Below are 12,715 nucleotides of genomic sequence, written 5' to 3'. Positions count from 1 at the left end.
GGAAGGCGTCGCGTTGTGCGGCGCCTTTTTGCTTGCCTCCAATGCGTCTGCTGGGCAGCTACCGCCGTCCTGGTTGCAAATGCCCAGGGCTGGAAACCCAGACCTCCTGCTCGCATTTTCACGCGCTTGCCGACGCCCTGCAATCCACCAGAGAGCTGCGGATTGAGGCCTGGGTATTTGCGCGGAGTTGATGAATCTGCGAAAGGTAACTTTTGACACTTGAACGCGGTTTAGGGGCAGCGTATATCTTTTAGTAGCGCGCGCTATAAGTTCAGATTCTTCTCAAGAAAGGAATGCTTATGAAAGTGAGCATGTCTAAGCAGGCAACAGCTCCCAAGAAGTCCTCTGGAAATAAGTCCTACTACCGGCACTGCTAAGGCTCGATGAAAACTTCAGTCAGACTACTAACCGTAGGGATTTTGCTCTCTACGGTTATTAGCGCATTCATTGCCTTTGTCGGAGCCAGCCTCTTATCGACTCTGGATTACCGGCTTGGCAACGAGTTTGTCCAGATCGAAGACTTCAAACCTGACAGTCACACAGAAACACTGTTTCCTGAGCTTTCTGAATTTGCGCGGGACTCAGGATTTGACGTATCGATTTATTACGCCTCGCTAGCTGATTCGGATGGTGAGGTGCGAATCTACTCCTCGGCTCTGCCTTCAGGTGCAGCTAACTTTGAGTCTCAAAAGTTTCAGAGGGGCGAAAAGCTTGTTTGGTATCCATTGTCGGAAATTCCGACTAAGGAACCGCGCCAAGTTTTTTACATTAAAGGATCGGAAAATGACGCTCGAGACCTAACGACATGGTTGGAGGAGCGCGGGTATTCCGTGACAGGGCTCCAGAACTTGACTTGGAGCATCGTCATGACTTCGTCGCTGCCTTTGTTGGTCGCGGCTGCGTTTCTACTCGCGCTCGTGTTGGGTGGCGGGCACTGCCTAGTGCGGGCTCGCGAAATCGGCATTCACAGACTTTTGGGGCTAAAGCTATCGCAGACGCTAAGACTTGATGTAACGCGGCTTGCCAAGCAAACATGGCTACCATTTTTTCTTGCGATCATTTTTATTGCGGCGGCGTTGTATCTTTACAACGACTGGGCAGAAGCGACGTTGTTTTGGGCCTTTTTCGGCGTTTCTGTGTTGCTCGAATGGGGCGGTTTGGCGCTGGGCTATGTGTTCGGGCAGTTATTGGTTCGAAATATTTCGATCCCGCAGGCCATCAAAGGCAAGGTTCGGGCGCGTCCAATTACCTACGCTCTGTATGCTGTCCGGCTATTGGCACTCTTGACAAGCCTGACGGCACTTTCGCAGATGGTTGATACCGGTGCTGAGGTGTCCGCGCGAGAGGAATTGCAACCGTATTGGAGCGAGCATGCCAATGAGCAAGAGTTTGCCCTGAGCTCGAATATCACTCCGGATGAAAAAGAACAGGCTGCAGCTGCAGCGCCCTTGCGTCAGGCGGACCGCGAAGGAAAGCTACTCTTAGCGGATCCTTTTTGGCTTACCTGGCCGACTCAACTGGAAGCCCCGGTTATTCTCAGCAACCATCGTTTCGCCGTTCAAGCTGGTGTTGCCCCTTCTGAAGAAGACGTAACCGTTTGTGCTCCCGTTGCCCTCAGTGAAGAATCCAAACAGACGATTATTGACTCCGTTGCATTTGAAGCCGAACTCGCGAAGAAGAAAGTTCCAGATTTTAACTGGAAAGAGGGTTGTTCGCTTGGGCAGGTCTTTTCCTATGACGTTGAGCTGCGGCCAGTAATTACTGACCCCATTGTGGTCTCGTTACCAGTGGGGCTTGAAGCTATCGGTGACCGGAATTTACTCGCGAAAGCCTCGCAGAAAGTCCTCCTTGCCATCGAGCCAACTGTCGTTGGTGAGCTGAAAGATGGGACGGTGGGCAAGGTGCTTGCCACGGCACAACCGCATGCTGATTCCTGGCGATCGTCCCTTGAGGAAGCGAGAGATCAATTCAGCCTTTGGTCGTTAAATACGGTCGTAGCGATATTACTGGTTTCCTTTTTAATCGTCGCGGGGCTTTTCAGTTTCCAGGTGGCGTTCCGGCGAGAGCTCTATGTTTCCTTCATTTGTGGGCGCAGCCCGTGGAAGATGTGCAGGAAGATTCTGCTGGCCGAGCTATTCTTTTTCGTTACCACCATTGGCTGGGTTTTGTATCGTTTGCGCGAGCATAAGGAACAACTGGAATCGCACTATCCATCAACGTGGTCGATGGGGTTTGAAAACAGGTGGTCCACGGCAACCGTTCTTGCTGTCGTCGCATTTTCGATCGTGTGGATGTGTATTTCAATCGGTTTGACCTGGTGGATTAGTGCGCGAAATCAAATGCGCTGGGCAGACAGCGAGGGAAATTAGGATATGGAAATTCAGGTTGAAGACCTTCACTACAGTGTGAAGGGAAAAATGATTCTTTCCGGCCTTACGCGGTCTTTTGCGGCTGGCCGGGTGACTGCATTAACCGGCGTCTCCGGAAGTGGGAAAACCACCCTGTTGAACCTCTTGGGCGGTCTGATCTCGCCGGACAAAGGCTCAATCATGTGGGATGGAAACAACATTGCATCGCTATCGGCAGGTCGACTGCGCAAGTATCGACGCGAATGCGTTGGGTATCTTTTTCAAGATTACGGCTTGGTTCCTGACCTCACCGTTGTCGACAACGTGAAGCTCGCAGCCAGTAACGTTTCGCGCCGTGCTTTCGATGAGGCGCTAGACAGCGCTTTGGCGCAGGTCGGTTTACGAGGCTATGAAAAGCGTGTGGTCAGCGGCTTGTCGGGCGGCGAACAACAACGAGTAGCCTTGGCGAGGATCCTCATTTCTAAGCCCAAAATCGTATTGGCGGACGAGCCAACCGGTGCGCTTGACGAGGACAATGCTCAGCTGGTTGTTGAACACCTCCGTGCTTTCGCTGACCAAGGCGCCGTTGTCGTCGTCGCGACGCATTCCAAGCATGTAGCTGACCAAGCAGACTGCGAGGTAACGCTTTAGTGTGGCGATTGAAATACTCGGATATGCCGTGTCTGCTTGCAGGCATCCGAGACGATGAGCAATCGATACTCGATGAGCTAAGACGTTACTTCCTCTGGCCCCAGGTTGAATGTGTGTCCACTCAAAGGGAGCTGCTGAATGCATTGTCTGGCTCACAGGAGCAATTGCTGGTGTTGTGCGAGCGCAAAGACTCGGCGACCTGGGTATGGGATATACAAGAGTTAAAGAGCAGCGATTTCATTTACTTGGTGGATTATTCACAGCATTCGCGTGAGAAGCTTCAAACGGCAATCAATTTGGGCGCGTCTGCATATTGCGTCGTTACCCGGGAAGCTCGCTCCGGCCATGGGGGCCTTAAAATAAGTTGTTGCTTTGAAATAAACGGCGTAGCTGTTGGGACAATGCCTGAACCAGATATGCAGCGAAACCTCGAGCGACTGTCCGCAATTCAGCTTCGAATTTTAAACGGAATTGTATGTGGGCACTCAAATTATGGCATCGCGGAGGAAACACATCTTTCTGTGCCGATGATCAAGAAAATAGTTTCCCAGCTGCTCGACATCTTTGCTGCAGAGAACAGAGTCCAGTTAGCCATAAAAACCTTACCCGCTATGGGTTGAGCTGCCATCCTGTTGCAAATGCCCAGGGCTGGGTAAGTAGCGGGGAGGCGAGCCGCGGGGCTATAAGCCGAAGAAGTCCTCCACCACCTGGGCCGCGATGAAGCTATCGGTATTCGGGCCCAAGCGCGCGTCGAGCTCGTTGCCCGAGGGGATGACGTGGCCCACGCCTTCCATGGTCCACAGTTCGACGGGGTTGTCACCTTCCCAGGAATGCAAAGACACATCAGAAAACGGGCGGGTTACCTTGGCCTTAGAGCAACCGTTCATCGTGGCGAAGCGCTGCGCAGTCCACAACGCGGAAGTAACCTCGCCGCGGGAGCTATTCGCGAGGCCAGCGTGGCCGCCTTCATAAGGCGCTAACGGGTCCGCAGTGCCGTGCATCATGAGGATTGGGGTGGGCGTATAGCCCTCGGGGTTAGACGGCGCATGGTTAGCGCCGCTGCCCATCGTCGAGGCGAAGATGCAGGCACCGTCGAGGAAGCCCGGGGCATCGAAAAGCAGGCGAATTACCATCTGCCCGCCGTTGGAATAACCGCAGGCGAAGGTGCGCTGCGTGCCGTATTCCTCCTGTACGGTGGCGGCGACGTGTTGGAGAAAGGCGACGTCGTCAATGCCAAGCTCACGGGCCTTGACCGGAAGCACCGCGCGGGCGTCGTTGAAGTGCCTATCCACGCCGTCGGGGTAGACAACCACCGTGCCCGTGCGGGCGGCGAGCTCGTCGAAAGTACCGTTTGTAAAGCGCCGCATCACGCTGCCATTTTGCAGCGAACCGTGGAGGAAAAGCAGCAGGTTCGGACCGGGATTTTCCGGCGCGACGACGGTGTACTTACGCTTGAATCCCTGAAATTCCACGATGGTCATGGAACAAAAGTTTAGTCGGGGTGAGCGCAGGTTTCGTCGTGCGTGCTGGTGTGGTGGCGTTCGGCATCGCTGCGGCCCTCAAAATGGGACTTCTTAACGCGTGCTGCTGCGATGTCGTCGCGCACGGCACGGCGGTTGCGCAGCCAGCCGATGAGACGGCAAACCAGGTAAATGACAAAAGAAATCGTGGTCACGAAGACCGAGACCGGCAAGCCTGGTGCTAGCGAGAGGATAAGGCCACCCACGGCGGCGACCTCGGCGAAAAGCGTGGACCACAGCACCGCGCGCACCGGCGAGGAGGTGATCTGCACCGCCGCTGCGCCTGGCGTAATCAGCAGCGCCATGACCAACAGCGAACCGACAATCTGCACCGACTGCGCCGCGGTAAGGCCCACCAGAATGGCAAAGCCTACGGAGATAGTGCGCACCGGTACGCCGGCTGCCTGCGCCATGACCGGGTCGGCGGAAGCGAAAAGCAGCGGGCGCCAGAAGAGCAACACGACGCCCACGATGATGACGGTAGTCAGCGCCAGCAGCCACACCGAGGCTGCGGAAACACCCACGATCTGGCCGGTCAGCAGCGTCATCGCCGTATTGGAATTGCCCGGATAGAGATGCAAAAACAGCACCGATAGACCAAGGCCAAAGCTCATCACCACGCCAATCGCGCTGTCTTGCTGGCCTTTCAGCCCCAACACCGCCAGGATGATGGCGGCCACGATGGCACCCGCGATGGCACCGAAGCCTAAGTTAAATCCGAAAAGCAGGGCAGCCGAAGCGCCCATCAGGGCGAGCTCAGACGTCGCGTGCACTGAAAAGGACATCTGGCGCAGCACGATGAGTGAGGTCATCACACCAGAGAGGATGCCCAGCAGCGCGCAGGCCCACAGAGAAGACTGCACGAAATCGACGCCGAGCAGATACTGGGTGTCTTCGAAAAACTTATTAGACAACGATGAGTCTCCCATCGACCTCGATGACGTTGACCTTGGAACCATACAGCTCAGACAAGACATCCGAGCGCATAACCTCATCCACAGCGCCAAACATGTGGCCATGCGGGGCGATGTAGAGCACCTTGTCCACCACGCCTAGCACCGGGTTGATGCCGTGCGTCACGAACAACACGGAGGTGCCGCGTTCTTTGCGCCAGCGGTCGAGCTTTTCCACGGTCGCTTGCTGGCGGGCAGGATCGAGCGAGAGTAATGGTTCGTCGGCAAGGATGAGCTGCGGGTCATTGGCCAGCGCCTGGGCCTGCCGGATGAGCTGTTGCTGACCGCCCGAAAGCTGCCCCACGCGGCGCTCGGCGATGCCGGTGGCACCCACCTCAGCGAGGAGTTCGTCGACGCGGGCGCGGGAGGGGCGTCGCTTAGCGATGGCCCCGTGTGCCAACGACAGTGAGACCAAATCCCGGGCGCGCATGGGAAGATCCTGCGGAAACATGCGCTGCTGCGGAATGAAACCAACCCGCGAATTGACGTCCACGCGCCCTCCGGTGAGCTGGCGCGTGCCCAGGATGGTGCCCAGCAAGGTGGACTTGCCCACGCCGTTTGGCCCCAAGACGGCGATGAATTCGCGCTTGTCGACGCCCAGGTTGAGCCCCGACCACAGCGGTTCCACGGCCGCTTCATGAAATTGAACCAGCACTAAGCTGCCTCGATGTGGTCCACGGCCTGCTCGTAGTAGTCGAGGAAGTTCGTGTCCTCTGGTGGGGTCTCGCCGATTTCCACGATAGGGATGTGGCGCTCCTCAGCTGCCTTGTGGATGCGCGAGGAGATATCGGTCTCGGTCTGTGGGTTATAAATCAGCAGATCGACCTTGTCTTTCTTGATGGCCTCTAGGAAGCGTGCGAGGTCGGCGGCAGTCGGTTCGCCCTCAGACACGGTGGCCTTGCGGAAGCCCTCCGGCGTCACGTCCAAAGCAGGGGTGTACTTCATGATGTAGTCCGCAATCGGCTCGGTCTGCGCATAGTTGAGCTTCGGCAGCTTCTCGACACGCTTCTTAATGTCCTCGACGCGCTCCAACAGCGGGTCTGCAGATGCCTTGGCCTCTGGGTTGGCCTCATTGACTAGGTCGGCGACCTCGGTGGCCACTTTCTCGATGGCGGCAGCGTCGTACCAGACGTGCTCGTTGCCCTCGATGTTGGTGACCTTGGAGGGCTCCTTCTTGGCGATGACCTTGGCCTCTGCCGCGGTGACGACGTCCGGCTCTTCGTCGAGCTTGCCGTGGTCGGTCAGAGGGAGGGCGTGGATGATCTCGTCCTGGTTCTTTACTGCCTGGTACAGCCAGGAATCGTATCCGCCTCCGCCGACGATGAGGACGTCGGCTTCGTTGGCCTTAGCGATGTCTGCCGCGGTGGGCTCGAAGTGGTGCGGGTCGACGCCGTTGCCCTTGACGATTGGCTCGACCTCAATCTTGACGTCTTGCCTCTGTGCGGAGTCGATGACTTCCTGGGCCACATCTGCCCAGATGGAGGTGGAGGCGACGACCTTGATGGTGTCCTCGTCGGCGCTATCGGTGCTGGAGCAACCGGCCAGGGTGAGGCTGCCTGCACACAGGAGAGCGGCGGGCGCAGCCAGGGATTTAAGGGAAAAACTCATGCCCTCTAGTTTGCGTTTGTTGAAAATTGTTGTCAAATGGAAATGTATTGAAAATCCGCTCGCTAAAGAGCTTGCCTGAAGCGCGAAACGCAGAGGTGAACAGGGTAGGGTAGCCAGCATGGTAAAACGCAGCCAGAATCGGAAAACGCTAGCCTCGCTGGCTGCTGAATTGGGTGTTTCGCGTACCACCGTTTCCAATGCATATAATCGCCCAGACCAGCTGGCCCCAGCCACGCGCGAGCGCATTCTCTCCGCGGCCGCAGCCCACGGCTACACGGGCCCCGACCCCACCGCGCGCAGCCTGCGCACTCGCCGCGCGGGCTCCACGGGGGTCCTCCTGACCGAGCACTTGTCCTACGCCTTCGAGGACGCCGCCTCCGTTGATTTTCTAGCCGGCATGGCAGAGGCATCCACGGGTGCCGCGACCACCCTAACTCTGATTCCCGCAGGGCCCGACGCCCCTTCCGACGACGCTGCCGCCCTCCTCACCCGCGCCGCCGTGGATGGCTTCGTTATCTACTCGGTCTCGTCCGAATCCGTGGAAGCGGCGCGAACGCGTGGTCTTCCGCTGGTGGTCTGCGATCAGCCCAAGGACTCTGGCCTTCCCTTCGTGGGCATCGATGACCGCGAGGCAATCAAGCCCGCCGCCCGCGCGTTGCTCGCGGCCGGCCACCGCCGCATTGGCATCCTGTGCATTCGCCTCCACCACGAGCGCATCGATGGTTTCGTAAGCCCGGAGCAGGTCGAACGCGCAGACATGCACGTCCAACGCGACCGCGTGCTGGGCGCTCTCGATGTATTTGCACAGGCAGGCATTGGCGAGATTCCCATTGTCACCCGCCACATCAACGATGCGAGCACCGCGCGCGCTGCCGCGGAAGAGCTGCTTGCCGCGCGCCCTGAGCTGACCGCCGTGCTGTGCACCACCGACTCGATGGCGCTCGGCGTGCTCGGTGTCTTGCGCGATGCTGGCCTCGCGGCACCGAAAGACCTCTCCGTGACGGGGTTTGACGGCATCACCACCGCCTTGCTGGCGGGGCTTACTACCGTGGTCCAGCCGAATAAAGCCAAAGGCGCGGCGGCAGGCCACATGTTGGCCGAGCATATCGACGCCGCGCTTTCCGAGACTGCCCCAGCACACGACCATAAGCTGCTGTCCACCCGCTTCAACGAGGGGACCACGGTGGGCTCGCCGCGCGAGCAGCATTTATTGGATTGGCGGCTCTAGTCGGCACACTTTGCCAAATATTGCGCCAAAACTTGCCGAAATCAGCGCCTTGTTTGGCAAAATGTACCGCGCTTGTCCCGTTTACCGCGCTTGCCCCGTTTACCGCGCATCACGCTTAAGCGCCGAGGTGAACCGCGCGGGCCGCAGCGAGCTCCTCCAAGAAATCAGACACAGCCGCAATATCCGGAACGCGGTGTGCGGCTAGCGTCTCGCCCTCGCCAACCTTCACGCCCAGGTCTGGTGGCTGATTCAAAACCGCGAATCCGTCTTCGTCGGTGACGTCGTCGCCCAAGAAAACCGTGGCCGTGGCGCCGACGCGCTCGCGCAGCTCGGAAATCCATGAGCCCTTCGTGGCCTGGGTAGCGGAGAACTCGATGACAGACTTGCCGGCAGTCATGGGGAAACCGGCTGGGTCGAGTGCGCGGCCAGCAGCGTAGGCCTCGGCGGCTAGCTCTGGGTCTGTAAGCTCCAAGCGGCGCAGGTGGAACACGCGCTGGAAAGGCTTAATCTCAATTTCCGCGCCAGGAAAGCGCTCCATCAGCTCACGGATTTCTGCTTCCTTGCGGTCCAAGTGCGCCTGGGCTTCCGGCGAAAGGGAAGAGTCCTGCCACGAGGACTCCGCGCCGTGGGAGCCGCCCAACAGAACCGGCTCGCGCAGCGGGAAGACGCGCTTTAGCCCTTCCAGGTGGCGCCCAGAAAGCGCCGCTACCGTGGTATCCGGCAGCTTCGCCAGACGCTCCAGGGCAGCCAACGACCGCGGCTCGGCGTGAACCGCATAGATGTCATTGGCAAAACCGGCGAGGGTGCCATCAAAGTCAGAAACTACGGCCAGATGCTTGGTTGCTGCGAGCTTTTCAATCATGCCCTCATCCTAAAACAGCCCTAAAGCGAGACCATGCGAATAGCGGGGGAGTCCACCTCGGCGGTATCCAGAGTCAGAACCAGCTGATTATTCGGGTTTAGCCGAACCTCAAAATCATGGTCTTCCGCCAGCAGATTGCGTAGCAGATTATCCGCCCATAGTGCCGAGCCGGTGCAATCGTCGGGACGGGTATCCATTCGCACCTTATCGATGTGCATGGTGTCCGCGTCGCGGATATTGGCGGCATCCTCGGCCTCGCTGTAGGAGACCTTGGCTTGGAACGGCGCACAGCCAGTAGAGCCCACAATGGAGGATTCGCCGAAGCTCATTTGTGGCACCGCCTTAGCGGTCTGCGGAATCGCAGAAGGCTCATCCGGCTTGGTGTAGATAGCCACTACTTGCCAGTCCTTGCCCACGATTCTCTCGTCACCGCGTGGCTGCGGCCCTGAATCCTCGGAGCCGCAGGCGCTAAGTGTCATTGATGCGGCGAGAAGTGCCGCTGTAATTACTCGCTTCACTTGTTCTTCGCTGCTTTCTCTAGGGCGCTCAAAAAGGCGCGCGACCATACATCCACGTCGTGTTGGACCACCTGTGCGTGCAGGTCGAGCATGTGCTGGCGCATGGTGTCGGGTGAATCATCAAGCGCCTTCAATGCGCTGAGCAGGGCGCGTTTGATGGACTCTATGTCGAAAGGATTGCATAGGTTGGCCTGCTTGAGCTCCGCGGCGGCGCCGGCAAACTCGGAGAGCACCAATGCACCGCGGCCGTCGTCGTGGCAGGCCACATACTCCTTGGCCACCAGGTTCATGCCGTCTTTGAAGGGGGTGACCAGCATGACGTCGGCAAGCCGGTAGTACTTGCGTAGCATGTCCTTGTCCACTGCGCGGTGCACGTAGTGGACCACTGGCCGCCCAATCTGGCCGAAGCGCCCATTGATGCGGCCTACGGCTTCCTCGACCTGCGAGCGGGTCACGCGGTAATGGTCGATGCGCTCGCGCGAAGGCGTGGCAATTTGTACCAGCGTAACCTCGCTCGGATCCAGCGCCTGCGACTCCAGCAGCTCCTCGAAAGCTTTGAGACGCTGCAGGATTCCCTTGGTGTAGTCCAGCCTATCGACGCCCAAGATGACGCGGTGGTGGCCGCCGAATTCCGCACGCAGCTTGGCGACGTCGCGGTCCTCCGCCTTACTGAACCGCGTCATGTCGGAGGACTTGATGGAGATCGGGAACGCGCCCACGCCAACGGTGCGGCCATCGACCTTGATGCCGGCAGTGATGTCGCGGGTGCTGACCTCACCCGTGACCTCTAAGCCGAGGCGAGTGGCCAGCTCTAAGAAGTTACGGGCGTTGGATTCGAGGTGGAATCCGATGACATCGGCGCCCATCAACCCGCGGACGACCTCTTCGCGCCATGGCAGTTGCAGGAAGAGATCCGCAGAGGGGAATGGAATGTGTAGGAAGAAGCCGATGGTGAGATCGGGGCGTAGTTGGCGCAGAATGCCTGGCAGCAGCTGCAGCTGATAGTCCTGTACCCACACCGTGGCGTTGGGCGCTGCGACCTTGGCTACTTCCTCGGCAAAGCGCAGGTTGACCTCGCGATAGGAGTACCACCACTCGCGCTTGTACTGCGGGGTGACGATGAGGTCGTGGTAGAGCGGCCACAGGGTGGCGTTGGAAAAGCCTTCGTAGAAGCCCTCGTAATCCACGTCGGTCAGCTTGACCGGGTGCAGCAGCACACCGTTTTCGGTGTGGAAGGGTTCCGGGGCGTCGTTTGTGATGCCTGGCCAGCCCACCCAGCAGCCTTGCTCGGCCTCCAGCACTGGCGACAAAGCAGTAACCAAGCCGCCAGGCGAGGCCTTCCAGGTGCGGGTGCCGTCCGGTTGGATCTCCAGATCCACGGGGAGGCGGTTGGCCACCACCACGAAGGAATTGTCGTGGCCAGACACTGTTCTTAGGCCTTCTTCGTGGTCTTCTTAGAAGCCTTCTTGGCGGTCTTCTTTGTGGACTTCTTGGTCGACTTCTTCGTTGCCTTCTTGGTGGTCTTCTTCGAAGATTTCTTGGTTGTCTTCTTCGAGGACTTCTTAGAAGCCTTCTTTGGCGCAGCATCTTCCTGCTCTGCAAGAACCTTCTTGTGTACCAAGCCATCTGGCTCGACGCCGAGCATGGACATCAAGGTCACGCCATCGAGGAAGTCCTCAGCATAAGTAGCGACGATGCGGCGCGCAGCGCGGGCGGTCTCCTCCTCGACTGCATTGTTCTGGTCTGCAGCGGGCTGAGTGTCAGTGACCTTTGGTGGCACGAAGTCCTCCTGAACGAGTTGTGAAAGCTTTCAGACCGCATATTCTACGCCATGCGGCCGTGCGGTGCGGATTCGGGGCTATGTGCGCAGAGATCTATTTTGTGGGCCTGGGTTATGGCGCCGGGCACGGCGAGGATTTCGCCCTAACTGCCAAATCGGTGCCGTGCAGGGAAGGCGAGTTCAGGTGGTGAATGCATCTATACAGCTAGGAGGTTGTGTAGATGTCAAGTGATAAGAGGCTGTGTGAGCGGTACGTGGAGGCGTATCTGCATGATGCGCGTCCGATGTCGGTGATCCTGAAGGAGTTGGGGGTCTCGAAGGCTACGGCGAAGGTGTGGCGTCAGGCTGAGGGCCTTAGCCGTGGTCAGCGTCAGCGGAGTCTGACTGAGAATAAATTCAAAGATCAGTACCAAAAGGTCGTTGCTCTTGTAGAAAGCGGCCAGTCTGCGCATAGCGCACTGAAAGAGACTGGTTTCCCACAGACTGCTTACCGATACCTTGCCCAAGACGGTATCGAACTCGCTAATACCAGTCGCGGTGGAGCCATACAACGCGAGCGGGATCGCATCGCTAAAGCTTTGAAACTTGTTGACGCTGGAAAAAGCTATAAACAGGCTGGCCAGGTGGTTGATCGCTGCGGGGCCCGACCCCCGGAAAGTGGACACATCGGGGGCTAGCTATGCTGCTGTGGTCAGTATAGCCGAAGTCTCGGCTTCAAAGACATCAGGAGCTACGAGATTGCACCAGGAGTGCCGCCTGCGCGTGTTGTAGCGCATGCACCACCGGAAGACTTCCTGCCGGCAGATAATGGGATTGTCAAAGACTTTCCTATCACGCAAGACTTCCCGCTTTAAGGTGGCGTTAAAGGATTCTGCTAGGGCGTTATCGGCACTCGTTCCAACCGCGCCCATGGACTGGCGCACACCTAACGACGAGCAGTAGTTCCTAAAGGCTTGTGAGGTGTACACGCTGCCGTGATCGGAATGGAATACAGCCCCGTCAAGACTGCCACGCACACCGTGCGCGTGGGCTATTGCATCGACGACCAGTGACACTCGCATGTGGTCTGCGAGTGCATAACCTGCAAGTTTTCGTGAATAGGTGTCAATGACTGTGGCAAGGTACATGTTTTGCCTCCCCTACACGGCAGGTAAGTAATGTCACCGACATACACACGATTTGGCTCGCCAGCTGTGAACTTGCGGCCTACTAGATCTGGCATGACACGGTGACCAGGCTTGCGCCGG

13 protein-coding genes and 1 pseudogene are annotated in these 12,715 nt (G+C 58.2%); 5 read left to right on the top strand and 9 right to left on the bottom strand.

What is annotated here, in order from left to right; translation table 11 throughout:
- The first annotated feature begins 383 nt into the window (after positions 1 to 383).
- From HMPREF3155_RS00310 to HMPREF3155_RS00300, 3 genes are read left to right on the top strand one after another with little or no spacing between them, the layout of a single operon-like run.
- Positions 384 to 2,369: a hypothetical protein gene (locus HMPREF3155_RS00310; RefSeq protein ID WP_070432300.1), complete on the top strand. Its 1,986-nt coding sequence runs from the start codon at positions 384 to 386 to the stop codon at positions 2,367 to 2,369.
- A gap of 3 nt (positions 2,370 to 2,372) precedes the next feature.
- Complete coding sequence (gene ccmA, locus HMPREF3155_RS00305; RefSeq protein ID WP_061924635.1) at positions 2,373 to 2,999, top strand: heme ABC exporter ATP-binding protein CcmA; 627 nt, start codon at positions 2,373 to 2,375, stop codon at positions 2,997 to 2,999.
- A 23-nt stretch (positions 3,000 to 3,022) separates the two neighbouring features.
- Complete coding sequence (locus tag HMPREF3155_RS00300) at positions 3,023 to 3,619, top strand: helix-turn-helix domain-containing protein (protein ID WP_141755992.1); 597 nt, start codon at positions 3,023 to 3,025, stop codon at positions 3,617 to 3,619.
- A gap of 60 nt (positions 3,620 to 3,679) precedes the next feature.
- Here HMPREF3155_RS00300 and HMPREF3155_RS00295 read toward each other — a convergent pair whose 3' ends face one another.
- From HMPREF3155_RS00295 to HMPREF3155_RS00280, 4 genes are read right to left on the bottom strand one after another with little or no spacing between them, the layout of a single operon-like run.
- Positions 3,680 to 4,480, bottom strand: a complete 801-nt coding sequence (locus tag HMPREF3155_RS00295; RefSeq protein WP_070432299.1) for a CE1 family esterase — start codon at positions 4,478 to 4,480, stop codon at positions 3,680 to 3,682.
- 11 nt (positions 4,481 to 4,491) lie between these two features.
- Complete coding sequence (locus HMPREF3155_RS00290) at positions 4,492 to 5,448, bottom strand: metal ABC transporter permease (protein WP_210385625.1); 957 nt, start codon at positions 5,446 to 5,448, stop codon at positions 4,492 to 4,494.
- The gene (locus tag HMPREF3155_RS00285) at positions 5,426 to 6,127 is read right to left on the bottom strand and encodes a metal ABC transporter ATP-binding protein (RefSeq protein WP_070432297.1); all 702 of its coding nucleotides are present in this window, start codon (positions 6,125 to 6,127) and stop codon (positions 5,426 to 5,428) included. Before HMPREF3155_RS00285 ends, HMPREF3155_RS00290 begins: the two co-directional genes overlap by 23 nt.
- Positions 6,127 to 7,080: a metal ABC transporter solute-binding protein, Zn/Mn family gene (locus HMPREF3155_RS00280; protein WP_070432296.1), complete on the bottom strand. Its 954-nt coding sequence runs from the start codon at positions 7,078 to 7,080 to the stop codon at positions 6,127 to 6,129. The genes HMPREF3155_RS00285 and HMPREF3155_RS00280 overlap by 1 nt, the downstream gene beginning before the upstream one ends.
- Positions 7,081 to 7,198: 118 nt before the next feature.
- Here HMPREF3155_RS00280 and HMPREF3155_RS00275 point away from each other — a divergent pair, with 118 nt between their 5' ends.
- Positions 7,199 to 8,308 (top strand): LacI family DNA-binding transcriptional regulator, encoded by a 1,110-nt coding sequence (locus HMPREF3155_RS00275; RefSeq protein WP_070432295.1) that lies wholly within the window; start codon positions 7,199 to 7,201, stop codon positions 8,306 to 8,308.
- 115 nt (positions 8,309 to 8,423) lie between these two features.
- Here HMPREF3155_RS00275 and otsB read toward each other — a convergent pair whose 3' ends face one another.
- Genes otsB through HMPREF3155_RS00255 form a run of 4 tightly spaced genes read right to left on the bottom strand, consistent with a single transcriptional unit; the run spans position 8,424 to position 11,468 of the window.
- Positions 8,424 to 9,170, bottom strand: coding sequence for a trehalose-phosphatase (gene otsB / locus HMPREF3155_RS00270; RefSeq protein ID WP_061924620.1), 747 nt, complete (start codon positions 9,168 to 9,170; stop codon positions 8,424 to 8,426).
- Between the two features lie 20 nt (positions 9,171 to 9,190).
- Complete coding sequence (locus tag HMPREF3155_RS00265) at positions 9,191 to 9,688, bottom strand: metal ABC transporter substrate-binding protein (protein WP_235591083.1); 498 nt, start codon at positions 9,686 to 9,688, stop codon at positions 9,191 to 9,193.
- A complete protein-coding gene (locus HMPREF3155_RS00260) occupies positions 9,685 to 11,115 on the bottom strand; it encodes an alpha,alpha-trehalose-phosphate synthase (UDP-forming) (RefSeq protein WP_070432294.1) in 1,431 nt (476 codons plus the stop codon). The genes HMPREF3155_RS00265 and HMPREF3155_RS00260 overlap by 4 nt, the downstream gene beginning before the upstream one ends.
- A 5-nt stretch (positions 11,116 to 11,120) precedes the next feature.
- Positions 11,121 to 11,468, bottom strand: coding sequence for a hypothetical protein (locus tag HMPREF3155_RS00255; RefSeq protein WP_061924617.1), 348 nt, complete (start codon positions 11,466 to 11,468; stop codon positions 11,121 to 11,123).
- Positions 11,469 to 11,689: 221 nt separating this feature from the next.
- On the opposite strand from HMPREF3155_RS00255, the gene HMPREF3155_RS00250 reads away from it, so the two are divergent.
- On the top strand, positions 11,690 to 12,145 hold the full coding sequence (locus HMPREF3155_RS00250; protein WP_049063229.1) for a hypothetical protein: 456 nt from the start codon (positions 11,690 to 11,692) through the stop codon (positions 12,143 to 12,145).
- Here the strand turns inward: HMPREF3155_RS00250 and HMPREF3155_RS00245 are convergent.
- A pseudogene (locus HMPREF3155_RS00245) lies at positions 12,146 to 12,715 on the bottom strand (IS3 family transposase); the annotation flags it as partial.

Source organism: Corynebacterium sp. HMSC06D04 (assembly GCF_001807315.1).
In the GTDB taxonomy this organism is placed as follows: Bacteria; Actinomycetota; Actinomycetes; order Mycobacteriales; family Mycobacteriaceae; genus Corynebacterium; species Corynebacterium simulans.
The sequence above is the reverse complement of the archived record's forward strand: the minus strand, read 5'-3'. Positions and strand labels throughout refer to the sequence as shown.